The following is a 25,084-nucleotide window of genomic DNA, read 5'->3' as shown; positions in this document are numbered from 1 at the left end:
TGGTGCGCGAAACGATAAGAGCGGACCCTTTCGACGGCGCCATCTACGTTTTCCGCGCCAAGCGCGCCGATCGGATCAAATTGGTCTACTGGGACGGCACAGGCGTCTGCCTCTTCGCCAAGCGGCTCGAGGATGGCGAGTTTCGCTGGCCGAAGATCGAAGACGGAACGATACGACTCTCCGCGACGCAGTTTTCGGCTCTGCTCGAGGGGCTCGACTGGAAGCGCGTGCATACGAAGGATACACCGGCGCCGTCATTGCCGGGATGAGCCGCGACACAGTGAATCAGGGCGTCGAAGATCGTCGAAAGTCGGCAGAAAATATGGTCTTCTGCCCACATGGCGCAGGCGATCGAGAAACTTCCCGACGACCCGAACGAGCTGAAGGCGATGCTTCTCGCTGAGCGGGCGCGCAACGAGCGCCTCGTTCAGATCATCAAGGAGATGCAGCGCCATCGATTTGGGCGTCGCGCCGAGACGCTCCCCGAAGACCAAATGCTGCTCGCGCTCGAAGAGGTCGAGCAGACGGAAGCCGTCGCGGCCGCGGAAGCAGAAGCCAGCTCTGCCCCTGAACGTGAGAAGGCGGTCAGAAAGCGCCGCACGAACCGGGGCGCGTTGCCCGGACATCTCCCGCGCGTCGAGACCGTCGTCGATATCGAGGACAAGGCTTGCCCCTGCTGCAGGAGCCTGTTGCACCAGATCGGCGAAGATGTTTCCGAGCGGCTCGATGTCGTTCCGGCGCAGTTCCGGGTGCTCGTGACGCGCCGACCCAAATACGCCTGCCGGGCCTGTGAGGGCGCGGTGGTTCAGGCGCCTGCTCCGGCGCGGCTGATCGAGGGCGGCCTGCCGACCGAGGCGACGGTCGCCCATGTGCTCGTTTCCAAATATGCCGACCACCTTCCACTTTACCGCCAGGCTCAGATCTACGCCCGGCAGGGGATCGCCCTCGATCGTTCGACGCTCGCCGACTGGGTCGGACGCGCCGCTTGGCACTTGCGGCCCCTGCACGAGCGCCTCCTGGAACACACCAGGTCGTCCACGAAAATTTTCGCCGACGAGACGAGGGCGCCGGTGCTCGACCCAGGACGCGGACGCACCAAGACCGGCCAACTCTGGGCTTACGCGAGAGACAATCGGCCATGGGGCGGCGCCGACCCGCCACTCGCCGTCTATGTCTATGCGCAAAACCGTAAATCCGAGCAGCCGCTCGCCCATCTGGCCGGCTTCGCGGGCGTCGTCCAAGTTGATGGCTACGCCGGCTATCGGGCGCTGGCGCAGAAGAACAGCGTGTCGCTCGCCTTCTGTTGGTCACATGTCCGCCGGCGCTTTTATGAACTCGCCGCAACGGGGCCTGCGCCGATCGCCAGCGAGGCGCTCGAGCGCATCGGCGCGCTCTATTCCATTGAAAGCCAAATCCGCGGCCAGAGTCGCGACGAGCGTCGTGATGCGCGACAGAAAAAATCCCGCCTGGTCCTGGCGGAACTTGAACCCTGGCTGCGCGAGAAACTCGCGCTCATCAGCCAAAAGACGAAGCTTGCTGAAGCCATCCGCTATGCGCTGTCGCGCTGGGACGGCCTGACGCGTTTCCTCGACGACGGGCGCATCGAGATCGACTCCAACATCGTGGAGCGTGCGATCCGTCCCATTGCAAATCGGAAGAACGCGCTTTTCGCGGGCTCGGACGGCGGTGCCGAGAACTGGGCGATCGTCGCCTCGATCATCGAAACGTGCAAGCTTAATGGGGTCGATCCGCTCGCCTACATGACCGACGTGCTCACCAAAATCGTCGAGGGCCATCTCGCGAGCAAGCTCGACGAACTCATGCCGTGGGCCTACGCGCCGCCGGTCGAACTCAAAGACGTGGCCTAAGAACAGCGGTTACAGTTCTCCTGTCGCGACTGCGAGACAATCGCCCAGGCGCCGGCGCCGTTCCATGTGCTGCCGCGCGGCTTCGCCGGCCCGAGCCTTCTGGCGATGATCCTGTTCGAGAAGTATGGGCAGCATCAGCCGCTCAACCGGCAATCGGCGCGCTATGCGCATGAAGGCGTGGAGCTGAGCCTTTCGACGCTCGCCGATCAGGTCGGCGGCTGCGCCTTGCTGCTGCGCCCGCTTTACGACCTCATTCGCGATCACATCTTCGCCGGCGCCCGCATACACGGCGACGATACGACCGTGCCGGTTCTGGCCAGGGGCAAGACGCGCACCGGTCGGCTATGGACCTATGTGCGCGACGACGCGCCCTTCGGCGGCGCCGATCCGCCGGCGGCGGTCTTTTTCTACTCGCGCGATCGCACCGCCGAACATCCCGAGCGCCATCTTTCAAAATTTGCCGGCGTTCTTCAGGCCGACGCCTATGCGGGGTTCAACCGGCTTTACGCGCCGGGGCGATCGCCAGGCGACATCGTCGAGGCCGCGTGCTGGAGCCATGCGCGGCGCAAGTTCTTCGTGCTCGCCGACATCGTCGGCCATACGCGCAACAAGGCGCTCGGCAAGCAAAGCGCGATTGCGCCGCTCGCCCTAGAAGCGGTCAAGCGCATCGATGCGATCTTCGACATCGAGCGCGAGGTCAACGGATTTTCCGCGCAAAAGCGTCTGGCCGTGCGCAAGGCGCGCGTGGCGCCGCTCGTCGCGGCGCTTGAAGACTGGATGCAGCGCGAGCGGGCGCGTCTGTCGCGCCATGCCGAGGTCGCCAAGGCGATGGACTACATGCTCAAGCGCTGGAGCGCCTTCGCACGCTTCCTCGACGACGGGCGCATCTGCCTGACCAACAATGCCGCTGAAAGGGCGCTGCGCACCGTCGCCCTCGGGCGCCGATCATGGCTCTTTGCAGGCTCGGACCGTGGCGGGGAGCGGGCGGCGACGATCTACACGCTGATTGCGACAGCGAAGCTCAATGGCGTCGATCCGCAGGCGTGGCTCGCCGACGTGCTGGCCCGCATCAACGATCACAAGATCACGGACCTAGCCGCTCTGCTGCCGTGGCGCTGGGCGGCGGCGCTGGAAGGCCGTAAACTCGCGGCATGACCGCAAACGCCATCGTTCGCCTCAAAGTCGCGCTCGACGACGTGGAGCCGAAAGTTCTGCGCTGCATCGAGGTTCCGCTCTCGATAAAACTCGATCGCCTGCATCTGACCTTGCAGGCCGCGCTCGGCTGGACGAACAGCCATCTTTACGAGATCCGCGCCGGCGATGCGGGATGGGGCCTGCCCGATCCCAACTGGCCCGACGGACCGCTCGACGCCCGCAAGGCGAAGCTCATCGACATTCTGGAAGACGCAGGCGTGAAGACGCTGCATTACCTCTATGACTTCGGTGACGGCTGGGAGCACACGATCAAAATCGAGCGTCTCGATGACGCCGAACCCGGCGTTATCTATCCACGCCTCATTGAAGCGACCGGATGCTGTCCACCAGAGGATGTCGGCGGCCCCTGGGGCTACGCCGAAATGCTGGAAGCGATTGGCGACAAGACGCACGAGCGCCACGATGAAATCCGCGAATAGCTCGGAGAGGACTTCGACCCAAAAGCCTTCGACCCCGAGCCGCTCAAGCCGAAGTCGACGCTCTCGCCAAGCGTTGGTCCCGAAAGCCCACCGCCAAAAAACCGCCACCCCACTGACCCGCCCGTCTCACCGGAGGCTTACGATCCGCTCATAGGACTGGCGCAGCGCCACGCCATGCTTCTTGGCCATCGCGACGAGCCGTTCACGCCTGATGCACAAGCTCGCGTCGGTCGGAAAGGCGACCGCCTTCTCCGGCACCGCCGTATTGACGATCACTTTTGTAAAATCGGCGAGCCGCACCGCACCGGTGCGAGTCGCGACGGAAAGGCTCGAGCTATGACCGAATTTGGGTGATGGGCGCTGATCAAGCGGCGCGATTTTCTTTGGCGTCTCTGCTTGCGATACCATCGAGGAATTTGACGCCTTCGATGAGCCGAGGCAACTGATTTGCTCCTTTCAGTTTGCGCCAGGTGCTGATTCCGACTGATGGCGCCCCCCCTAAAACGAGATGATGGCGCCCCCCATAACGGAATGATCGCGCCCCCCGATTCCGAGATGATCCCGCCCCCCTGTAACGGAATGATCCCGCCCGGGTGATTTCCAGCAGTGGCGGGCGCCGCCGTTGGCCTGTCAGGTCGCCTCCTTTGGGCATCCAGGGAAGCGATCAATGCCAGCGGAGCGGATTACGATGCGCCATGCGCGCGAGATTATTCGACTGAAATCTTCATCGGTTTCGGCGCACGAGATTTCCCGCCATCTCGGCATGGCGCGCTCGACGGTGCGGGAGGCGTTGAAGCGGGCGGAGAGCGCCGGACTCTCCTGGCCCTTGCCGGCGGATATGAGCGACGCGGCGCTGGAGGCGGCGCTCTATGCCAATCGGCGCAGCAAGCGCGGCCATCGGCGCATCGAGGAGCCTGACTGGCCGGCCGTGCACCGCGAGCTGAAGCGCAAGCACGTCACCTTGCTGATCTTGTGGGACGAATACATTGCCGCCAACCCGGGCGGCTACAGCTACTCGCGCTTTTGTGAGCTGTATCGGTCTTTCGAGAAGACGCTCTCGGTGACCATGCGACAGACCCACGCCGCGGGCGAGCGTCTGTTCGTCGATTGCGCCGGCGACGGCGTTCCGGTCATTATCGACCGGCTGACGGGCGAGATCCGCATGGCGCAGATTTTCGTCGCCGTGCTGGGCGCGTCGAGCTTCACCTTCGCCAAGGCGACCTGGACGCAGGCCTTGCCCGACTGGATCGACGCCCATGAACGCGCTTTCGAGGCGATTGGCGGGGTCCCGCAACTCGTCGTGCCGGACAACGCCAAGACCGCCGTCGTGAAGGCCTGCTTTTACGACCCGAAGGTCAACCGGACCTACGCCGAGATGGCGGCCCATTACGGAACCGCCATTCTGCCGGCGCGTCCAAGGAAGCCCCGGGACAAAGCGAAAGTCGAACAGGCGGTGCTGATCGTCGAGCGCTGGTTGCTCGGGCGGCTGCGTCGGCTGGCGTTTTACAGCCTCGCCGATGTGGACGACGCAATCGGCGAGTTGCTGGTTCAACTCAACGAAAAGCAGGTCCTTCGTCGCCTCGGCGTCACGCGCCGTCAATTACTCGAGGAGGTCGACCGTCCGGCACTGAAAGCCTTGCCGAGCGAGCCTTACGAATATTGCGAGTGGCGGCTGCGCCGGGTCGGGATCGATTATCACGTGGAGGTCGACGCCCACTACTACTCCGTCCCTTACCGCTTTGCCCGGGCCGAGGTGGATGCGCGCCTGACTGCCCGCGGCGTAGAGATTTTCCACAAAGGCGAGCGCATCGCGGCCCATCTACGGAAGAGCGGCAACCGCAAGCACACGACGATCCCCGAACATATGCCGTCCAGCCACCGGCGCTACGCGGGCTGGACGATCGAGCGCATCCGGGAGGACGCCCACAAAATCGGCCCGGCGACGGCGGCCCTGTGCGAGCAGATCTTGGCGGCGAGGCCCCATCCGGAGCAGGGCTTTCGCGCTTGCCTCGGCATCGTCCGCCTCGTCGGCTCCTATGGCGCCGCCCGCGTCGAGGCGGCGGCGGAGCGCGCCATCGAGATCGGCGCCCGGACCTACGGCTCGGTCAAATCCATCCTCGACAACAAGCTCGATCGACGGCCGTCGCCAAAACGCGTCGCGGAGACGGCCCCGATCCTCCACCCCAACATCCGCGGCTCTCGCTACTACCATTGAGGAGACAACAGCTTGCTCAAACATCCAACGCTCGATCAGCTTCACGCCCTTGGCCTTTATGGAATGGCCAAGGCATTCACCGAACTCGCCGAGGCCAACGAGGCGAAGGAACTCAATCATCATGACTGGCTCGCCTTGCTCCTCGAGCGGGAGACCTCCTGGCGGCGGGATAAGCGGCTGACGGCGCGACTGCGCGCCGCCAAATTGCGCCACCAGGCGAGCGTGGAAGATGTCGACTATCGCACCGCCCGAGGTCTGGACCGCGCCTTGTTCCAAAAGCTCGCCGGCGGCGACTGGATCGACGCCCATGATAATTTGGCCCTGGTTGGTCCTTCAGGCGTCGGCAAAAGCTGGTTGGCCTGCGCCATCGGCCAGAAAGCCTGCCGCGACAATCGCTCTGTCCTCTATCATCGATGGCCCAGGCTCTGTGAAGAACTGACCCTCTCACGCGGCGACGGCCGTCATCCGCGCCTCGTCAAATCCCTTGGCCGAGCCGATCTGCTCATTCTCCACGACTTCGGCCTCGAACCGCTCGACGCCAGCGCCCGGCACGATCTCCTCGAAATCCTCGAGGAACGCTACGGCCGTCGATCGACGATCGTCACCTCCCAGCTTCCCGTGACCTCATGGCACGAGATCATCGGCGATCCTACCTACGCCGACGCAATCCTCGACCGCCTCGTGCACAACGCCCACCGCATCGAACTTGCCGGCGAGAGCCTGCGACGGGCGCGCGGGAGACAGGCGAAATCAGCTTGACCGAAATCATGAACAGGTGAGACAAAATCGACAGCCAACTGGCGCCGGCGCCCGGGCGGGATCATTCCGTTACAGGGGGGCGGCATTATTCCGGAATCCAGGGGCGGCATTATCCCGTTACAGACGGGCGCCTTCGTCGGAATCGGCACGCCAGGTTTTCGACGCCGCCCGAATGAGCGTGAAGACCATGATCTTCACCGTCTTCTGCGACAGTGCGCCCTTCGTGCGCACGGTTCGATGCCGGACGGTGGCGAATACGCTCTCGATTGGATTGGACGTGCGCAGGTGATCCCAGTGCTCGGCCGGGAAGTCGTAGAACGCCAGCAATGCTTCTTCATCCTTGGTCAGGCAGGCGACGGCCGGCGCGTATTTGACCCCGTATTTTTTGTTGAAGACGTCTATGGCGCCGCGCGCCGCGGCCTTGGTTTCCGCGTGATGGATCTCCTGCAGGTCGGCTTTGACCGTCGCCGCCATAGACTTCGGGAACTTGCCAAGAATGTTGGAGATCTTGTGGAACCAGCAGCGCTGATGCCGCGCGGCTGGATAAATCTCATCCATCGCCTTCCAGAAGCCCAAAGCGCCGTCGCCGACCGCAAGTTGGGGAGGAATCGTGAGGCCGCGCGCTTTGAGATCGATAAGCAACTCGCGCCAGCTTTGCGCGCTTTCCCGGGTGCCCACGTGGAAACCGAGAAGCTCCTTTTTACCTTCGGGCGTGGCGCCGATGATGACGAGGATGCATTCAGCCTGCGGCTCCATCCGCGCCTGTAGATAGACGCCGTCCGCCCAGATGTAGACGTAGTGGCGGGCAGAAAGATCACGACGCTGCCAGCGGTCATACTCCTCCTGCCAGGCCTCGATAAGACGCGCGATGACGCTCGGCGACAGGTTCGGGGCGTCTGGGCCAAGAAGGGCCGCCATCGCCTCCTGGAGGTCGCCCATCGAGACGCCCCGGAGATAAAGAACCGGCAGCAAGGCGTCGAGGCTGCGCGATCGGCGCGCCCATCTGGGCAGAATGTTTGAACTGAAGCGGACTTTTGCCGACGCCGGCAGATCGTCGGCGCGGTCCCGTACCTTTTGCCGCTGAACGGTTATTGGCCCGATCCCGGTCTGAATGACCCGTTCCGGCCCGACGCCATGCCGCACAACACGTTGGCGCCCGTCAGGCAGGCGCTCTTGGGAGGACATCTCGACGAAACTGTCTGCTTCAGCCTTCAACACGGCTGCAAGCATGCGCTGTGCGCCTTCTCTCGCGATCTCTGTCAGCGGGTCCGAAACCAAGCCCGGCTGGCGCAGGTGGATGATCGTGCTATCGTCCTTCATAGGCGTATCGCTCCATTGGAGGCTCTGGCAGGCTTCAGCACCCGCCACGATACGCCGCCTTCTCAGGCCTCATCACCCATTTTCAGCCATAGCTCGAAAGGCTCTCCTGCAGCCTGCAGGCTCCAACAGCCCCGTGAGCTTCTCCTCGCCCGTGCGCTGACACTAGCGGGTGGTCGACGGAAGCCGATGCGCGAAAAACTCTTTCCCCCAGAACTGCTGAAAACAAGGGTTTTCTCCAGCCAGCGGTTCGCATAGCGCCTCGTCAGACAGATTGTGCATGTGCATTAGTCTGTCGCCGCGGCTAGCCTCGCAAGCCGATGCGCCATGTAGACGATCTGATCGAGCCGTGCCCGCACAAAATCGCCGCACAGGCAGCGGCTCGGCCGGCACAGTTCAAACTCCTCTCATTTAGGCCCGCCACGGGGAGTAGGTTTCGGCCAGACTCCTCCCTGCGGGGGCCAGAGGATTACCTCCTCGAACTCACCCCCGTGTTGGCGGAGCTGGACCGTGTACATCGGCTTTGTAGCGTTTAGACCGCGCTCGTCGAACCGAATTCGCGCGAAGAAGGTCTCGATGTCGAGTTTCCTGACCTCGGCCGCTATTGTTTTTCCATCGGCGGTGCCTGCTCGACGGAGAGCCTCCTGGAGGACGAGGCCACAGGCGAACCCACCGGCGGAAAAATAAGAGGCCTTCATGCTAAACCGGTCGAAGAATGCGCGGGCAAACTCGCCCGGAGTAACAAACATGTCTTGCCCTACAACCGGTGCTCGGTCGGTCCACTGGGCTGCGCCGAAAAGGTGCTCCGGCGAGACGCCCTGGCCGGCCACTTGGCCGCGGAAAGATGCAAGCGACGGGCCGACGCTTAATCCAAACCCCCTTGGGTGAAACTGCTCCTTGGCGGCTTGAATTACGAGGGCCACACTCTCACCCAGGTGCCCTGTCGCGAGACAAAGATCGAGGTCGAGCTCGGCTGCCATTCGCTGAAGGACATTCTCATACTCCTTGTGGCCATCCGGATACGTTAGGATCTCAACTTGGACAGCCGGCCCGCCGGGGGGCATCGCGTTGACAAACTCCTTCTTGAATCCCGCTGGGAGCTCGGGAGGCGTCTTTAGACTTTTGACGGCAAATCCTTTCTGTACCGCGAACTTTGCAGTAGCCTTCGCGTCCTCAAATGCTGCGAAGTCCTGGCATGAGAGAAATGCGACGGTGGGCGAATCGCTCGGCACGAGCATCCGGACCACCTCCACCGTGCCAGCAAGATAGAGCCTCGCGGGGGACATGATCCCGAAGACAAAATTGTAATTGGGGCTGTAGATCTCGGTTCCCGCACCTGTCGCGATGACGAGGGGCAGTTCGTTTGCTTCCGCAACCTTGGCGTATTCTACGTGGGCCGGGCTCGGGTAGGTGCCAAAGAGGAATCTTGCGCCATCCTCCTTGATGAGGGCCTCCGCGAGCTTCGGAATTTCAGGCGAATTTGGCGGGAACGGGCCGGTATCCCGGTAGGCTGTCTCGACCGTATGCGGCTTCCCATTGACGAGTATCCCGCCCGCCGCGTTCACTCGCTCGCGCCAGTACTCGTATCCGATCCGGATTTCTCGTCCCTCGGTCTCGAACGGCCCCGAGAGGGGGAGGCAGGCCCCGAAGACCAGCTTCCCCCGATCGGGCTCTACGGAGTAGGGAGCCACCGCGATCCCATTTGGCCCCCCGCGCGTCCGGATCTGGTCAACGACCGCCCGCTTTTTTACGTCTATGACAGAGATGTACCGACTCCGACCGTGGGTAACGTAGGCCTTAGTCCCATCGGGGGCGAAGGCGATGTGAATAGGATCAAGACCCGTGTGCACCCGTCCGGTGACCCGGCCGCTTACGGCGTCGACGAAGAGTACCTGACTCTCCCAGACTGCCGGCGCAAGTATCTCGTAGTTGCCGGCATTCGGCCTAGTCGGCTCTGAATAGAGGATCTGACCTACGCCGAAACCCTTACCCTCGTTGTCGAGCACCTTCACTTCCCGGAACTGTCTCTCGGTCGGCTCGAGTAATCTGATCTCGTTTCGTAGCGATGCGATAAGGTACTTCTCGTCCGGGGCGTAGGTGAGCCCTCGGACGGGAGAGCTAAATTGTTTCTCGTAGCGAAGCGCACCGCTCTCCGGATCGAGAGCAGTAATCCCTCCCATCCCGGAAACGACAAAAAGAGTTGATCCATCAATGCTGAAGAGAAAGTTGTGAGTGCCCTCGGGAATAGGGTATTCCAGCGAGGGCTCAATACTAACAAAGGCCGCATCGTGTGCCCGAGCGGTCTTGGCGAGGGCGAAACTATTCACTGGTGTATTGAGCTTCGGGTCCGTTACGTCGAAGACGAGCATCGTCTGCTCCTTTTCGACGTTCACGTAAAGCGATTTACCCCCTGGCTTCAGTTTCACCCCGTGAGGGGCCCGGCGAATCGGGTACTGATACGCGTCGTGAAAAGTGAATAGTCGCCTTGTCTCACACCGGTTCTCAATGTCGATGACGGAGATACTGGCCCCCGGTCGGCCGATCTGCTCGTCGTAATCTTTCACGCCGAAGTTCGTAACGTAAGCTGTTTTCCCGTCGGCGGAAACCTCAATTTCGTGCGGCCAGAATCCGACCTCGACGCGGCCAATCTCGTTTAAGGTAACCGAGTCGTAGAAGCCGACAGTCGAGTCACTCTCTTCAACCGCGATGATGAGGTGACGCCCATTCTCGCTCATTCCTGTTCCTCCAATGGCGGTGCGAACGTACGTCAAATTTAACGCTTAGTCAGTGAACACGCGGCGCACCTGCACAGGACGTGAGCCGACTTGCCGTCCACGAACTTCGGTAACCCCGATGCGCCTCCAGGGCATGGGAGCGCTCTTACCAAGCCCATAAACAGTCAGTGAATTAACCCTTCCGGCGGCGGGTAATCATTGCGGGGCTCAAATGTGGAGTTGACTTCCGCATCGATATTGGGCGCAGTTGCGGCGAATGAAGACGAGAGAGCCGTGCCTGACCGCTTGGCCTGTATCGCCTGCAGGCGAGGCGGTTCGCCCAACTGGTGTGCGAGCCATTTCACGGCATTGACGAAAAGCCTCTTGATGCCTCGTCCCAGTCGGGCCTCGAATAGATCCGGGGGGAGTTGTTGTTTCCAGAGAGCCTGAGCAGAGAATGGCGCGAACGCATCCCACGGAACTAGGCCGTCCTTCGCCCAATTGATGTCTACAAGGTGGTGGAAGCTAGTGTCCCATATAACTCGCCCCGAGGTGATACAACCCTTAGCGCGATCAGAGTCGCGGTAAGCCATCACCCCGAAAGAGATGAAAGTCGTCTCGGTGAATGGCACGTGCAGCGCCAGGTAACGGACGCCCGGGGGCAGGTCGGTTTCGTCGATGCCCCGGAGACTCGCTTTTCCTTTTAGTTTGCCTTCGTGCATATGGGCGGGTATCCAGATTCCATCCGAGCCTCCTACGCCGTTGAAGATTGGGTGGGGAGGCTGGGGCTTAGGACCAACGATCTGGGCCGGAACGATCTTTTGGAGATATCCGGCAGGTGGCCCGACCGAAAGCCAGACATCCGCGGGCTCCACACTTCCATCCATGCGGCGGCGGAAGCCTTCGGTGCGCACCTTGGCCTCACCTGTGCTGTCGTTGCTCCACTCAACGTTAGGACGGTATGGCTCTGCTGGTTCGGGCGACAACGGTTCGTGCAGTCCAAGCTCCTTGAGTCGATTATACCCAAGCGGGCCGTGGTCCCAGGTTACATACAGTCCACCTCCCCGTTCGCGGAACCGAGTGACAGCTGCCACCTCCTCCGCGGTGAACGGAATTTGAGGATAAACATCGACCCCACCTTCGGCTTGAGTCCCAGTGTCAGTAGCGATGAGCACAAGGACCGTGTCAGCGGGTTGTTCAAGTTCACCCAATGCCAGGATTTGGGGATCTGGCCCGCCGACTTTCCCCAAGCCATTGCAATCCCGTACTTCCCGTCGCTGACGGCCGTAGGCTCCGATGATAGTGTGGCCTGCTTCCTCAAGAGCGTGGGCAGCCCTCGAGTAAGTGAAGAAATGATCAGGGGGTACCGGAGGAAATATCTGGCTGACCCCGATATGCGGTTTGCCAGGCGGCGGATCACTCACCCAGAAAATTTCACCCGTGGAGTAGAAAATGACATTTGCCATGAGATTACGAACTCCGTTGATCTTAGCCTCTGAGGATAAATGAGTCAGGTACAAGTCACCTGTGGTTCGAGTCTACAGATGACGTTGATTACCGCTTGTCGTCCTTCTATGCGAACGACCTCAAGGGCCTTGCGAAGCTCGTCCTCAAGAAGGTTGGGGTCGGAGACGGCCCTACCGTAGGCTCCACAAGCCTGAGCGATGAGCTCAAATCGAGGGGACGGGGAAAGTTCACTAAGAGGGAAATAACACGTCCGTTCCGCCCAGCCTCCCTTGTACATACCGAGATTCGCTTTCCTGACGGCGTTCCAACACTGGTTGTTAAAAATGACGGTCAGCGTAGGGAGATTATAAGCTGACCCGACAAAGTGCGCGGACGTAGGGACGCAGAACATGTAGTTCCCATCACCAACGATCGAGATTACGGTGCGGCTCTGCGCTCCAAGTTTTACGCCAAGAGCGGCACCTAAAGCCCAACCAAGCCCGCCTGCAGAGGACTGCTCGAAGTTAGTCCCCGGCTTTTTGAAGTGCATTTGCTCAGCCACCATGTCATATTCATTGATCACAATGGTGTCATTGTCCTTCACCTGGTCGATGCAGTGAGTCGCCCACTCCATCGTGATTTCCTCCGCCTTCGCGGCGTCGGCGACCGTAGCCTTCCAGCGCGCGCGTTGCGCATCGTGAATTGTTCGAAGGTGGCACTTCCTCGCCTCGACTTTTCTCGGGTCGACCTTATTTTTCACCGCCTCAACCAGGAGACCGAGCGACTGAGCGGGCTCCCCCGCGAGGGGGACGTCGCAAGGAAATCCGCGGATGGGGTAACGGCAGTAAAACGGATCCTGCGCCATCTGTATGACGTGAGCCTTCTCCTTTGGCCGGCCGCGGGACGGGTACCACGGGACATCTGAGTCTATGACTAGGACAACATCCGCGCCGGCCTCGTAAAGGTCCTCGTCGGCCTGGAAGAAAGGGTGGGGGTCGAAACCAAGGTGTAGCGGGTGTTCCGTTGGGAAGTTGAGGTATCGGCTCTTGCTCACGACGACTGGCGCACCGCAGAGTTCCGCGAGGCGGATAAGCCCATTGAACGCTTCTTCCGAGCGGCCGGCACATGTGGTGATGATAAGCGGTGCCTCAGCGGCGGCGAGCAGGGAAGCCGCGTCATCTATGCAGGACGGATCTGGCCGGTTCGCCATGACGGGCGATTGACGCATCGGAGAGCTGTAAAAGAAGGGCTTGGATAGCTTTTGGGCCAGCACTTCGCGTGGAAGAGTTAGATACACGGGCCCACGCGGCGGGGTCATCGCGAGGGCGATCGCTCGATCGACTACGGTCTCAAGCTGTTCTTCGTTTCGAAGCTCGTAATCCCACTTCACGTACTCACGAACCATGGCACTTTGGTCGAAGGACTCTTGAGCCCAGTGGATGTGCGTGTCTCTCGACCCGGGACGCCCAGCCTCCGTCAGCGGCGTTCTACCCGCAGTAAATATGATAGGAATGTTGTCTCGCGCCGCGTTTATTATTCCCGCCGTAGCGTTCGCAGTGCCCACGGTGACATGGGTCATTACGACTTGCGGCTTCCCGGTCACAAGGTAGTAACCGTGGGCGATGCTCGCAGCCACCATTTCATGGGGAACAGTGACTGGGACCAATCCGCGTCTCCCCTGCGCCTTCGCCCACGCTAATGCGTCGAGAATAGGTGCAAAGTCCGTGCCTCCGTTTCCAAAAAGGTGGTCGATTCCGCGGTCCACTAGAAGTTCGATAAACGCTTGGGCAACCGTCTCGGCTTCAACAGACTTCTGCGCCGAGCAGTTCTCATGTTTGACCATTACGACGCTCCTTACAGCGGAATTTCAGCCTTTAAGATAACTTTCAGCGGCACCCATCAGAATAAAGTTCGATTGCCCGACGGCACGTTAGAGCTTGTATTTTGCTTTGAGTATTTCCGCTGCACGTTCCCCAATCACTACACACGGAGCCATGGTGTTGCCCGTCGTGACGCGGGGCAAAATGGACCCATCTGCAATGCTAAGGCTTTCAACACCATAAACCTGGAGGCTGCCGTCGACGACCGACATAGCGTCTCGACCCATCTTAGCCGAGCACGTCTCGTGAAAATAGGTGATAGTGTCATCGCGGATAAAGTTCTCTAGTTCTCTGCCTTTCAGGTTGCCCGGCATCACTTCGCGCTTCACAAAAGGTCGAAGCGGGGCGGAGTTACCTATCTCGCGACAAAGTTCCACGCAGGCTACAGCAACTTTCATATCGTCCGGGTGAGACAGGAAATTCGCTTCGATCTGTACGGGATCCCGCGGTTCAGACCCCGTTAGGCGAATCCGCCCACGGCTCTTCGGTTGGGCGACAGCGCCGTGCATTGTCCAGCCAGCATCCGGCAGTTTAAACTTGGCAGTGTTCTCCGCACTCGCAAACGGGACTTCGAGTTGGCAAGCAAACATATCTGGCACGGCAAGTTCAGCGTTGCTCTTCCAATAGAAGGTCGCTTCAGTCATGCTGTTGCGCGGCTCAAGTGCTTCCCGATACTCCCAGACACAGCTGAAGCCAACGTGGTCCTGAAAATTTTGGCCCACACCCGGGAGGTGCTGCAAGACAGGGATCCCGAATTTTTTCAGTTCGGCCTGATCACCGATGCCCGACAGCATCAGCACCTTCGGGGTGTTAACTGCTCCTAGCGACAAAACCACCTCACACCCGGCGGAAATCCTATGAATGTCACCGTGGTGGACAATCTCCACACCGTTGGCTCGGCGTCCGGCGAAGGTCAAGCGAGTGACCAAGGCGTGCTTGAGGACCGTAAGGTTCGGCCTGCCGATATAGGGCGCGACATACGATCGGAACACCGACTGCCTTTTGCCGTTGCGGATAATCATTTCGATAATAGAAGCGCCCCCCGCTCCCTCCATCATCCGACCGTTTGGACTCTCGAAGGTGGGTATTCCAACTGAACGCGCTCCTTCGAGCGTAGAGGGAACTAGAGGACTGGGATTTTGAGGAGGCTCGACAAACATCGGGCCTCCTGTTCCACGGTACTTAGCGTCTGGGACGCCATGCCAGTCTTCAACCCGACGATAGATGTCCAACACTGACGCATAGCTCCACGCCGGGTCTCCCACTTCGGATGCATAGAAATCCCAGTCGCTCTGATGCCCGCGTGCCCAGGTCATCGCGTTGATGCTCGACCCACCGCCTAGGACCTTGCCCATTCCGATGGGAAGCGCACGGCCGTTCACGCCACTAGACGGATCTGCTCGGAAGTTCCAGTCCCTCTCGCTTCCGATATTCAAAGTCCATTTTCCGGGCTCCAGAACTTCCGGCCGATCATCATCGCCCCCCGCCTCCAGCAGAAGTACGCTCACGTCCGCATTTTCGGCTAGGCGACGAGCTACCACCGAGCCGCCAGAACCAGATCCGCATATAACGAAGTCGTAACTTCGGGCCAGAACTGCCTCGCTCCCGGTCATAAATTGGTGCTCGCTCACGTCGAAGACTCCCTCAACCAATCATCTAATTCAGTAGTGCGCTGCGACTTGCCTGGTCGGCGGTCTTCTCCTGACGCCGCGATGAAGAAATCGTCAAAGCCACTCCCGCAAACTAATTTTCGAATCGTGAACTCTTTGCTATCACCTTGTCAATAGAAAGACGCGCTCAGCGATCAGTGTTGCCACTGGCGTACAGCATGAGATAGCATTTGTTTGGCCTTCTCGCTGATTGCGCTCCGGTTTGGGCATTCAGTGAACTCCCGAAAAGAGGCGGAGAGCATGGTTGCGGTCACGCTGGGAGTGCTCGATGGCGCGGGTGGTGGGGCGTGAGACGGATTTGCTAATTTTCGCGTTAAGCCGGTGGACGAGAAGATGTTTCTAATCGCTTTGTCGCGACACTCGGTATAAAATCCTCGCCGTGGATGACCTCTTGTCGATTCCGATCGGCACCATTTCACCGTCTCGCGCAAGGGATGCTTGCTCGCCGACAAATTGCGGCCACCTCACGCGTGGCGTCGTCCGGTAAGCTCTTATTGACGAACGTCAGTGCGATCGCGAATAATCCCGGAAGGCGGAGAGCGCATTAACGTGTATTGCGGAAAGGACTAGCGTGTCGTCGAGAATTGCAAGAGATCTCGTATGGGTGCGCCGCGATCCGGAACGTGGTCCAACGCTCGCGGCGATCGCGAGCGGCCTCCGCGACGGCGGGGCGTTCGACGTTGGGGTCAACATTCCGTCGACGGAGCTGCCGTTACCGCCTCGCGCGAAGGCGCTCTATCTGCTATACTCAGCGGCGGAAATAGAGCACGCGCTGATGGTCCAGTACCTCTACGCCGCGTTCTCGCTGGGTGGCCCGCAGGTGCCCGCGGAGAACGTGCTGCTCGTTGACGAGTGGCGGAAGTCGATCACCGAGATCGCGCGAGAAGAGATGGGGCACCTCGCGACAGTCGAGAACATCATCCAGTTCATAGGTGGCGCGTTGTGCTTCGACCGCGACGACTTCCCGAACATGAGCCCATACTCGCCGTTCGCGTTCGAGCTTGAGCCGCTGACGCGCGTTTCGCTCGCGAAATACGTGCTTGCCGAAGCGCCCGCGCGCGAAACGATGGCTCCCGAGCTGCGCGCCGAGATCGACGCGATCGAGAACGTGATCCCGAAGCAAGCAGGAACGGTTAACCGCGTCGGCCTGCTTTACCAGGCGATGATCGACCTTTTCAAACCCATGCCAATGTCGGTGCCTACGGATGTGCCGACGTCAATCGAGAGCGCAGACCTTGTCGGGGATTCTGTCGCCTACCAGGTCCGTGCCGACGAGTGGGGTCTCGGCGATGACCAAGTGCTCATCCTCCAGGCACGCGAGCGGCAGGACGCAATCGACGCACTAACGCGCGTCGCGCAGCAAGGCGAGGGCACGACGACGCCGTCGCTGCCGTTAGCCGGCGCGTCCCACTTCCAGCGCTTCCTCGCGATCTACCGCCAGCTCCCAGCCGACGGCACGTGGGCGCCGTCACGCCCGCTGCCGACGAACCCGACCGCGAGTTCGAAGCCGGACTCGGATCCCGCACGCGAGGGGAACCGCATCACCGACCCGGTCGCGCAGCGCTGGGCGCAGCTGGGTAACGTGCGCTATTCGCTGCTACTCCAGTTTTTGTCGCAAGCAATCTCGATCGAGTCTCCGGTCGCTTCCGGCGAGCGGTCGTCCCGCGGGTTGCTCATTAGCTGGGCGTTCGGTGAGATGTACCACCTGCGCTCCGTCGCCGACGTGCTCGCGGCGTTGCCCAGGCGTCCAGGCGAGGACCCTAGGAAGGCGACCGCCGGTCTGCCGTTCGACCTCCCGTACAGCCTCGCGCTGCCCAGACGGGAGCAAGATCGCTGGCGCATGCTCCGGGATGGACTCCAGACCGCGCGCAACCTTATTGAGGTCCTCGCTGCAGCGGATCCGAGGAATGCGCGTTACCTTACTGCGATGCGCGCCGCCGACCAGCGCGCGCTCGACATCATCGCCACCGCCATCGGTCGCTGACAGCAGGGGTTCCCGTGGCCCGTCAACTTGTCGAGATCCGGATCCTGCCACCGTTCGTCATCGGCCGGCTCGGCTCATCGCCCTCGCCGATGGACAACTACAAGCTGGAGATCACGAACCCGGTCGGCGCGAGGATGATCGTCATCGCACCGACGCTAGTCGTCGACACGATCACTGGGGAGGCGACGCTTGCGACGCCCCCGGCGCCCGTGCGCTTCCGCGACGAGCAGGGCCGCATCCGGCCAATCGCGCCGTTCCTCGAAGTTTGGGCGCGTTTCGACGATAGCGACGACCTCGTCCCTCTGACGATCCAGAATCTGGCCGAGGCAGGGATGAATCCGAACTTCGTACAATGGAGCGTGCATGTTGCAAACCACAAAGCGTTCCGCCGCACGCGCGATCCGAACGATCGCATCGAGGCAAAGCTCGGGCCGTTTTCCGACCATGATCGGCGCGCGCTTGAGGGGGTCTCATGTAATTTCAAGACCGACAAGGTTCTTCCGCTCGGACACGCGCAGTACATCCGACCGACCGAAGCCGTCCCGGGAATCCGCCTGCGCATCACGCCAGCTGCGGGCAAGGTCTACGGCCCGGACCGGAACCCCCACGTTGCTGACGACGTCTACGACGCGGCGCGCGGGACCTGGAAAGGCTACAAGGACGACGATAGCGATCCGCGCATCACGATACCCGGCGAGATCTACGCCGCGGAGTCGGACGGGTCGACATCGCTCGGCTACCTCGACGACGAGTGCGACGGCATCGTCGAGGTGAAGGTAGCGGCGCACTCAGCGTTCGCGCGCATCGCGATCGGCCCGCCGACGTTCGCGCCAGATTCGCAGCCTGTGCGCACCGTTGACGACGAGCTCGTACAAGCGCTGCTCGGCCCCAACATTGCTGATCGCGTTTCCGACACCGAGGTCGCGGGCATCGTACGACGCGTGCTTGAAACCGTGAAGCTGATGAACACCGAGGTTATGAATCGCGCGTCGCGGAGTACGCGCGGTGTCGGAATGGCGCGCATGGACTATCTCGACCGCGCCCGCGCACCCGAACCGATCATGAATCCGTCGGTCGTCGACGCACTCGCTGTACGTGCCCGGCACGAGCGCGTGCTGCTCGCGCTTGAGTCGGGTACGCTCGCGTGGTTCGCGCGGGTGCTGCGCGAGTACGACGCGGTCGGCGACCTGTCGGACGCCGGCCGCCGCTTGATGCCAGCGCTGATGCGCGGCGCCGATGGGCGCTACCTCGCGCTGACGCGTAGGCAGGTCGCGCTAATCCGCGGAGGCGCCGCGCAGGTCGCCGCTGGCAAGGGGCTCGCCGCCGCGCCGCCAACGTCACCGAACAGAACGCGCCTTCCAGCGATCGCGCCGAAAAACCGAACCGCGCAGCTCGCGTACGATGCTGCCGGCAATCCGCCAAGCGCGCACCCCCGGTCCGCGATATCAAACTCTTACCCAGGGCTTGAGATGGATTTCCGTAACGCGTGGAAGCGCGTGCTGGAAGGTATTGTGTTGCACGAAGCCGCAAACCTCGTGGTCGAGGTCACCGCTGCCGCGCCGCCCGACGCCGCGGGGCTTGTGGGGATGTGGCTGCAGTCGGTCGACGGCATGCCAGTTACTGTGCCGGTGACCGGACCGCTCGTTGGGGCCGCGGAGAGCGTGCCGCTGCCCGACACCACAACAGGCAAGCCGGTGATGGCGCTTGAGTGGTCAAATGCCCTCGCTGCGATCATGCCGAAGGCCGGGCAGCTCGTGCGCTGCGTGTTCCGTGCTGAGCCGTTGCATGCACGCCCGGGGCCCGAGTTCGAAGTCGAACTGCGCGTGCAGGGGTTCTTCGCCGACGGCACGGCGGTGATCGCGCGCAACCTCGCGGAGCCCGGTGCGCTCTCGCAGAGCCTGTGCTCGCCATGGCAGAACGACTATCGCGAATGCGCGTGCTTCTACTGGGCCGCGAGCCGGCCCGACTATGTCAACGTCGACGCGCTGCCCGACGGCACGAGCACGGGCAATAACTGGATGCAGAAGAGCCGTGGGCGGGGTGCTTCGGCGGTTTACGTAATAGACGACTGGGTTGACTCGCGCCTATACTCGCACGTCGATTTGTTCACGCGATGGGAGGAGCTTGCGTTCGTGATTGGCGGTGAGGATGAGGAGTGACGACCGCGCTCGTGCCGGCGCGCGCGCGGCGTGGCTCGCCCGTCGGGCGAGCGATCGGCGAAGCGGCGGCCCCTCGCGCGGCGGCGGTGCACCTCTTTGAAGCGGATTCGCAGCCGCACGTGCTCGTAGTCGAAGGTTCGCAGATTTTCGGCGTCGACGCGGGGGCATTCGCGACGCTCGAACGCGCGATCGCGGCGGGTGACGACGCAGTCGATCGCGAGCTCACGCGGCTCGGCATCGCGAGAACATCAGGGGGAAGCCCGTTCGTCGACGACGCGCCGCCTGCGTCGCCGCCGGTTCGGGCGCTATCGCTCGCCGTGGCCCAGAAGTGTAATCTTGCCTGCAGTTACTGCTACGCGCGCGAGGGTAGCTTCGGCGGCGAGCCCGCGGCGATGTCGCTTGATATGGCGCACGCCGCGGTCGACAAACTTCTCGCTGACGTGGTGCCTGGCGAGCGCATCAACCTCTCGTTCCTGGGCGGCGAGCCACTGGCGAACCGCGTTGTGCTGCGCGCAGCGACCGAGCGCGCGGCGGAGTTGGCCGCTGCACGGGACGTGGTCGTGACCTTCTCGATTACGACTAACGGCACGCTCGTCACACCCGACGACGGCGCATTCTTCGAGCGCTATGGCTTCGCGGTGACGGTCAGCCTTGACGGCATCGGCGAGGTGCACGACCGCCAGCGCCCGTTCAAGAGCGGCCGCGGAAGTTACGCGCGCATTCTCGACTTGATCGCCCCGCTGCTCGCTATGCAGCGCCGCATGCAGGTTTCCGCGCGCGTCACGGTCACGCCTCGGAACCTCGCGCTCCGGGATTCCCTAGACGCGCTAATTGCGCTCGGCTTCCACAGCGTGGGCTTCTCGCCGATGCTCGCTTCGCCGACGAACTCGGGGGAGTTGGCGGCACCGGACCTTGACACGATGCTCGCGGAAATGATCTCCTGTGGCCGCGCTTACGAGCGTGCCGTGCGCGCCGGGCAGCGCTACGCGTTTGCCAACATGACGAACGCGATGCGCGAACTCGCGCGCGGCACGCACCGCCCGTACCCGTGCGGCGCTGGGGCGGGCTACCTGAGCGTGTCGGCGGCAGGCGATCTGTCGGCGTGCCACCGCTTCATCGGCGATCCGGCTGGGGCACTCGGCTCACTCGCCGAAGGTATCGACGCCGAGCGGCGCGCCGCTTGGCTTGGTGAGCGGCACGTGCACCGCCAAGAACCGTGCCGGCGCTGCTGGGCGCGGTACATGTGCGGCGGCGGCTGCCACCATGAGGTGATCCACCGCGGGCGGCCCGCGTGCGACTACATCCGCGGCTGGTTGCACTACTGCCTCGGTGCGTATGTTCGCCTTGCGGACGCCGCGGCGTTCGATGCCTGAGCCTGACCTTGAGTGCGAAGTTTGCGTCGTCGGCGGGGGGCCTAGCGGCGCCATCCTCGCGCGGCGACTCGCGATACTTGGTCACGACGTGTGCCTCGTCGAACGCGCCATGTCCTGCGCCGGGCGGCCCGGCGAATCGCTCGCACCGGGCGTTGTGCCGATGCTCGACGCGGCGGGCGTGCGTGACGCGTTTGAGGAGCTCGGCCCACTGCGCATGCCCGCCGCGGTGGTGCGGTGGGCTACGACCGAGGCGGAAAGAGTAGCTCATCCGGCGCTACTAATCGAGCGGTCGCGGCTCGACGAAGCGTTGCTCGCGACGGCGGCGCGGGCGGGCGTGCGTGTGCTGCGCCCTGTGACCGCCGAACGCCCCGCGCGCCGCGATTCCAACAACAGATGGCGCGTTCCGTTACGTGCAGATGGGCGCACGTGCGAGCTGGAGGCGCGGTTTGTATGCGAAGCGACTGGGCGCCGGGGACTGTTCGGCGGCGACGCGCCGCGGCGATCAGGCGCCCGAACGCTAGCGCTAACCACATACGCGCGCGGCGCCAAGCTCACGCTGCCCGTCGTCGAGGCACTTGCCGACGGCTGGCTATGGGCTGCGCCGCTCCCCGACGGCCGCGCCAGCGTCATGGTGTTCGTCGACGAGCCACACTCGCTTGACGCGCGCGACCGAGCACTGCGCGCGCGCCTCGCGGCGTCGCCGATCGCCTGCGGCTGGACGGACCTCGCGCCAGTCGTCGTACGCGATGCAACCGCGCATGCACGGGACTCCGTTGTCGCGCGCGACGCCCTGCGAATCGGCGAAGCCGCATTCACGATTGATCCGCTGTCGGCACAGGGCGTGCAGGCAGCGATCAGCACGGCGCTACACGCTGCGATTGTCGTTCACACAATCCTCGTGGCCTCAGCACGCACAGACGCAGCACTAGCGTTTTACAGCGGGCGGTGCGACGAATCAGTTGCGCGCCACGCGGCGTGGTCCAAGCGGCTCTATGCCGAGCGGGCCAAGTCGTTCAATGGCACGTTCTGGCTTCGGCGGACGGCCACGCTCGTACCCGCACCGATTGCCCCGATTGCGCTGTCAGCTGGATCGCCCGTCGCGCGTCCAGCCGCGCTAACCCTCGCCCGCGCGGCGACGGTGACCGCCATACCTGGTATCATCGACGACCTCGTCGACCTCGTGCCCGCGCTGCACCACCCCGCCCTCGACCGCCCGATCGCGTACCTAGGCGGCACGGCACTCGCATTGCTGCTCGAAGACCTCGCGTACGCGGACTCGCCCGCCCGGCTCATTGAAAAGTGGTCGCGACGGATCCCGCCAGCACGCGCGCACGCGATTCTCGACTGGCTCATCGCCCGCGGCGTAATTGAGGCTGCGCATTAACTCCAAATCATTACCTTTGGTTGCGCCAATATAATGCCACGCTCCCTGGGGCCGATATCGCCATGACTTATTTGATTTGCTGCCACACGCAAGTCGATCATCAGGTCGGCTCTCTTCTATGCCGCGGAATTCGGAAAATGCGCCTACTCGATCACTCACTTGACGAACGGCTCGAGAGTTGGTCGAAGCACGCGCCACCGAACCGTGCCTGGAGCCGTTTGAGATCTCCGCGTCAACGAGGGAAGAATTGCTATGAAGAGGATGACGGTACTTTTCCTGCTGGTGGCGGAGCGGCTGTCAGACTTCAAAGATGGGTTTTCAAGGCAATCGGACTCGATAGATGCCGAAACCGTAAAAAAATTTTCGTGGAAATTGTCCCTTTGAAATCAGAACTCTAAGATTTTGACGGACTGAGCGTCGGCTCGCTGAGCTGCACGCGGTGAAAGATCGAAGTAGAACAGCGCATTAGCCGGGTTTCAAACAATCGAGTGGGAGTGAGGGCTTGCCGGGTTAAGAGTCGAAAGAGGCCAGCGCCGCTGGAGAAGGCCCGGATCAGGCCAACAACTGCGCGGGGACGCCGAGCGCTGGCCCTGCCTCGGCGAGTCGCTGGTCGAGCGTGTACAAGGTCGCGCCATGCTCCGACGCGACCGCGAGATGCAGCGCATCACCCGCACGGAGGCCAAGGGCGTGTTGATCGGCAAACTTCGCCGCCGCCCGAAACTGCCCGCCCGCCACGCCCAGCACGGTGAAGCTCTCGGCAACCAGCTTGTTGAACATGGCCAGAGCCGCGGCACGCTGATCAAGGCTGACCTGGCCAGTTCTCAGCTTGATCGCCATGGCGGACGACACCTCGGTGATTGTCCAGTCGCTGATCAGAAGCTGCGCCGGGTCCTGCACCGCCAGCCAGGCCTGAACACGCGGCGTCGCCGCTTCTTTTGAGAGCGCCGCGACAATCAGAGACGTGTCGAGATAGAGCATCAGTAGCGATCGCCATCCCGCATCGACCGCACGAGATCAGCGGCGCTCTGAGACTGAGGCCGCATCGCAGACGTCAGCGATTGAAGCTGCGAGGCGTCAATTGGCTTGCGAGGCCTCGCCACGGCGGTGAGCCGCGCGACCGGCTTGCCGCGACGGGTGATGTCGATCGACTCGCCGGCCTCGACCCTGTCGACCAGCTCGCTGAGATGGGCTTTGGCGTCTGCCAGATTGATCGCATTCATGCCGCGCTCCTGACTATGTAGATAGTCATATAGCGTATCGGAGTTAAGAATTCCAGCAGGGTATGTCCATGCGGCATGTTTTCACCTGGCGACAGCTTTGCGACATGATCTGGGAACGAGGTTTTCCGTCGTGCGCAGGTCATCGCCGCTTCGTGTCCTGCTCTTGTGCAGAATGCGTGAATTGGCGCGCCGCTGGTGACCGCGCCTGCACGTTGAATCGTTATATGAGAGTCGCGCTTCGTTGCGCATGGGCGAAGGACGACGTCCAAGTTTTTGCAGAGACTCCTGCGCAGACGTTTTTTCCTCTCCCTGTCATGTTCGTGACACCCCGCCGCCGCGCTTGTGAATAGCCTCTTCCCGGAGCCGATTTTCCCCCGATTCAGCGTCCCTCGCCGCAGCGCCCGCGGCGGCCGGGACGCCGTGAAGACGGCCACAGGAGAAGAGCGATGCAAGGTGATATGGGATCTGAACGAGAAACTGTTGGTTCGCTGATTGCCGCTCTGGGCGAAGCGGTTGGGCTTTCCGATCTCTCGTTGCAGGAGGAAGACGCTTGCGGGCTTTCTTTCGACGATATCGCCGTCACCCTGGCTTACGATGAAGAGTCGGGCGCGCTGGTGATCTCGACCTTGCTGCAAAGCCTCGAAGAGCCGCTCGACGCCGCCGCGATGGTGCGGGTCATGGATTTGAACGCGATCCTGTTCAACCACGATGCGGCGGCCATCGTTTATGACCGGGACGAACTTGCGGTCTTCCAGTTGTTCCGGATCACCGCCGCCGATCTTTCGAAAGAACGCTTCCTGAGTTGGGTGGAACGCAGTGTTTCAACGATCGAGACAACGCATGACGCCGTGCAGAAGGCTCTCGCCGCCGAGCCTGAAGAAGAAATTATGGATCCCGGAGAAATGAGCTTTTTCCGTCCCTGATCGCGACCGCCTGCCCAAGCCAATCCGTGTCATTCCGGGGTTATGAAAAATGAGTGGAAACATCGACTCGCGCCAGCACGCCGAAAGCCTGATCACCTCTTTGGGCCAGCAGGTCGGAATCCCCAAGTTGGCCTTTGAAAAGGACAAATCGGTCGTCCTGTCGTTCAATGAGCAGATGGTCACCGTGAGCTATGATGAGAAAGTCGACGCTTTGACGCTTTTCGGGCTTGCCGACCGGCTTCCGGGGCAGCTCGGCGCGGAAGGTCTCGCCAGGCTGATGGCGTTGAACGCCGAGATGTTCCAGCGTGAGCAGGCCTGCATCCTCTATAATCAGACAACGTTGCTGGTCGCACTGCTGTTTCGCGTCGACGCCTGGAGCATGAAGAGCGACGGGATACTGCCGTGGATCGACCGTTGCATCGAGACGATCGAAGCGAGCCGTGAGCGCGTTTGGGAATTGCTCGGCGCGGATCGCGAAAAGATGGACAGCGACGACACGGGCGGAAATTTCCTGCAGGCGTAGAGCGTTTCCCGGTCT

17 protein-coding genes and 3 pseudogenes are annotated in these 25,084 nt (G+C 62.1%); 12 read left to right on the top strand and 8 right to left on the bottom strand.

The genetic code is table 11. The annotated features are described in order from the left end of the window. The 4 genes and pseudogenes from tnpB to ACR652_RS00300 all read left to right on the top strand — a co-directional run. Positions 1 to 269: IS66 family insertion sequence element accessory protein TnpB (tnpB, locus tag ACR652_RS00315; protein ID WP_434504518.1), on the top strand; the 269-nt coding region annotated here is incomplete at its 5' end. Between the two features lie 69 nt (positions 270 to 338). Continuing rightward, the gene (tnpC, locus tag ACR652_RS00310; RefSeq protein WP_434504517.1) at positions 339 to 1,868 is read left to right on the top strand and encodes an IS66 family transposase; all 1,530 of its coding nucleotides are present in this window, start codon (positions 339 to 341) and stop codon (positions 1,866 to 1,868) included. A 6-nt stretch (positions 1,869 to 1,874) separates the two neighbouring features. After that, positions 1,875 to 3,023: pseudogene (gene tnpC, locus ACR652_RS00305) on the top strand (IS66 family transposase); the annotation flags it as partial. After that, complete coding sequence (locus ACR652_RS00300) at positions 3,020 to 3,502, top strand: plasmid pRiA4b ORF-3 family protein (protein ID WP_434504516.1); 483 nt, start codon at positions 3,020 to 3,022, stop codon at positions 3,500 to 3,502. The pseudogene tnpC (ACR652_RS00305) and the gene ACR652_RS00300, both read left to right, overlap by 4 nt. 141 nt (positions 3,503 to 3,643) lie before the next feature. Here the strand turns inward: ACR652_RS00300 and ACR652_RS00295 are convergent. Continuing rightward, positions 3,644 to 3,832: pseudogene (locus tag ACR652_RS00295) on the bottom strand (IS5/IS1182 family transposase); the annotation flags it as partial. Between the two features lie 358 nt (positions 3,833 to 4,190). On the opposite strand from ACR652_RS00295, the gene istA reads away from it, so the two are divergent. Together istA and istB are read left to right on the top strand one after the other, a co-directional pair. Further along, a complete protein-coding gene (gene istA, locus ACR652_RS00290; protein ID WP_434504520.1) occupies positions 4,191 to 5,717 on the top strand; it encodes an IS21 family transposase in 1,527 nt (508 codons plus the stop codon). 12 nt (positions 5,718 to 5,729) lie between these two features. Continuing rightward, positions 5,730 to 6,476, top strand: coding sequence for an IS21-like element helper ATPase IstB (istB, locus tag ACR652_RS00285; protein WP_434504515.1), 747 nt, complete (start codon positions 5,730 to 5,732; stop codon positions 6,474 to 6,476). A 147-nt stretch (positions 6,477 to 6,623) separates the two neighbouring features. On the opposite strand, the pseudogene ACR652_RS00280 reads toward istB, so the two are convergent. The 5 genes and pseudogenes from ACR652_RS00280 to ACR652_RS00260 form a co-directional block, all read right to left on the bottom strand. Then, a pseudogene (locus ACR652_RS00280) lies at positions 6,624 to 7,796 on the bottom strand (IS256 family transposase); the annotation flags it as partial. A 404-nt stretch (positions 7,797 to 8,200) separates the two neighbouring features. Then, positions 8,201 to 10,528 carry an ABC transporter substrate-binding protein gene (locus tag ACR652_RS00275; protein WP_434504514.1) on the bottom strand — a complete coding sequence of 776 codons (2,328 nt, stop codon included), beginning with the start codon at positions 10,526 to 10,528 and terminating at the stop codon, positions 8,201 to 8,203. A 164-nt stretch (positions 10,529 to 10,692) separates the two neighbouring features. Next, entirely contained in the window at positions 10,693 to 11,973 is a 1,281-nt protein-coding gene (locus ACR652_RS00270; protein WP_434504513.1) for a hypothetical protein, read from the bottom strand. Positions 11,974 to 12,017: 44 nt separating this feature from the next. Continuing rightward, complete coding sequence (locus ACR652_RS00265) at positions 12,018 to 13,796, bottom strand: thiamine pyrophosphate-requiring protein (RefSeq protein ID WP_434504512.1); 1,779 nt, start codon at positions 13,794 to 13,796, stop codon at positions 12,018 to 12,020. An 87-nt stretch (positions 13,797 to 13,883) separates the two neighbouring features. Continuing rightward, positions 13,884 to 15,446: a GMC family oxidoreductase gene (locus ACR652_RS00260; RefSeq protein WP_434504519.1), complete on the bottom strand. Its 1,563-nt coding sequence runs from the start codon at positions 15,444 to 15,446 to the stop codon at positions 13,884 to 13,886. 661 nt (positions 15,447 to 16,107) lie between these two features. Between ACR652_RS00260 and ACR652_RS00255 the strand changes: the two genes are divergently transcribed. From ACR652_RS00255 to qhpG, 4 genes are read left to right on the top strand one after another with little or no spacing between them, the layout of a single operon-like run. Further along, positions 16,108 to 17,487 (top strand): ferritin-like domain-containing protein, encoded by a 1,380-nt coding sequence (locus tag ACR652_RS00255; protein ID WP_434504511.1) that lies wholly within the window; start codon positions 16,108 to 16,110, stop codon positions 17,485 to 17,487. A gap of 14 nt (positions 17,488 to 17,501) precedes the next feature. Further along, positions 17,502 to 19,646: a hypothetical protein gene (locus ACR652_RS00250; RefSeq protein WP_434504510.1), complete on the top strand. Its 2,145-nt coding sequence runs from the start codon at positions 17,502 to 17,504 to the stop codon at positions 19,644 to 19,646. Beyond that, on the top strand, positions 19,643 to 21,019 hold the full coding sequence (locus ACR652_RS00245; RefSeq protein WP_434504509.1) for a radical SAM protein: 1,377 nt from the start codon (positions 19,643 to 19,645) through the stop codon (positions 21,017 to 21,019). The genes ACR652_RS00250 and ACR652_RS00245 overlap by 4 nt, the downstream gene beginning before the upstream one ends. Continuing rightward, entirely contained in the window at positions 20,982 to 22,403 is a 1,422-nt protein-coding gene (gene qhpG, locus ACR652_RS00240; RefSeq protein WP_434504508.1) for a flavin-dependent monooxygenase QhpG, read from the top strand. Before ACR652_RS00245 ends, qhpG begins: the two co-directional genes overlap by 38 nt. A 552-nt stretch (positions 22,404 to 22,955) precedes the next feature. Here qhpG and ACR652_RS00235 read toward each other — a convergent pair. Beyond that, a complete protein-coding gene (locus tag ACR652_RS00235; RefSeq protein ID WP_434504507.1) occupies positions 22,956 to 23,381 on the bottom strand; it encodes a type II toxin-antitoxin system VapC family toxin in 426 nt (141 codons plus the stop codon). Further along, positions 23,381 to 23,623 (bottom strand): type II toxin-antitoxin system Phd/YefM family antitoxin, encoded by a 243-nt coding sequence (locus ACR652_RS00230; protein WP_434504506.1) that lies wholly within the window; start codon positions 23,621 to 23,623, stop codon positions 23,381 to 23,383. Before ACR652_RS00230 ends, ACR652_RS00235 begins: the two co-directional genes overlap by 1 nt. A gap of 446 nt (positions 23,624 to 24,069) precedes the next feature. Between ACR652_RS00230 and ACR652_RS00225 the strand changes: the two genes are divergently transcribed. Together ACR652_RS00225 and ACR652_RS00220 are read left to right on the top strand one after the other, a co-directional pair. Beyond that, positions 24,070 to 24,546: a type III secretion system chaperone gene (locus tag ACR652_RS00225; RefSeq protein WP_434504505.1), complete on the top strand. Its 477-nt coding sequence runs from the start codon at positions 24,070 to 24,072 to the stop codon at positions 24,544 to 24,546. A gap of 49 nt (positions 24,547 to 24,595) precedes the next feature. Further along, positions 24,596 to 25,069: a type III secretion system chaperone gene (locus ACR652_RS00220; protein WP_434504504.1), complete on the top strand. Its 474-nt coding sequence runs from the start codon at positions 24,596 to 24,598 to the stop codon at positions 25,067 to 25,069. Positions 25,070 to 25,084: the final 15 nt, after the last annotated feature.

It is taken from the genome of Methylocystis sp. (genome assembly GCF_051061225.1).
Taxonomy (GTDB): Bacteria; Pseudomonadota; Alphaproteobacteria; order Rhizobiales; family Beijerinckiaceae; genus Methylocystis.
The sequence above is the reverse complement of the archived record's forward strand: the minus strand, read 5'-3'. Positions and strand labels throughout refer to the sequence as shown.

Coding starts and splice junctions, on each gene's coding strand:
- ACR652_RS00275 (WP_434504514.1), bottom strand. CDS start 10,528: ATGAGCGAGAATGGGCGTCACCTCATCATCGCGGTTGAAGAGAGTGAC.
- ACR652_RS00235 (WP_434504507.1), bottom strand. CDS start 23,381: ATGCTCTATCTCGACACGTCTCTGATTGTCGCGGCGCTCTCAAAAGAA.
- istA (WP_434504520.1), top strand. CDS start 4,191: ATGCGCCATGCGCGCGAGATTATTCGACTGAAATCTTCATCGGTTTCG.
- qhpG (WP_434504508.1), top strand. CDS start 20,982: ATGTTCGCCTTGCGGACGCCGCGGCGTTCGATGCCTGAGCCTGACCTT.
- ACR652_RS00270 (WP_434504513.1), bottom strand. CDS start 11,973: ATGGCAAATGTCATTTTCTACTCCACGGGTGAAATTTTCTGGGTGAGT.
- ACR652_RS00230 (WP_434504506.1), bottom strand. CDS start 23,623: ATGAATGCGATCAATCTGGCAGACGCCAAAGCCCATCTCAGCGAGCTG.
- ACR652_RS00300 (WP_434504516.1), top strand. CDS start 3,020: ATGACCGCAAACGCCATCGTTCGCCTCAAAGTCGCGCTCGACGACGTG.
- ACR652_RS00220 (WP_434504504.1), top strand. CDS start 24,596: ATGAGTGGAAACATCGACTCGCGCCAGCACGCCGAAAGCCTGATCACC.
- ACR652_RS00260 (WP_434504519.1), bottom strand. CDS start 15,446: ATGACCGGGAGCGAGGCAGTTCTGGCCCGAAGTTACGACTTCGTTATA.
- tnpC (WP_434504517.1), top strand. CDS start 339: ATGGCGCAGGCGATCGAGAAACTTCCCGACGACCCGAACGAGCTGAAG.
- ACR652_RS00265 (WP_434504512.1), bottom strand. CDS start 13,796: ATGGTCAAACATGAGAACTGCTCGGCGCAGAAGTCTGTTGAAGCCGAG.
- ACR652_RS00225 (WP_434504505.1), top strand. CDS start 24,070: ATGCAAGGTGATATGGGATCTGAACGAGAAACTGTTGGTTCGCTGATT.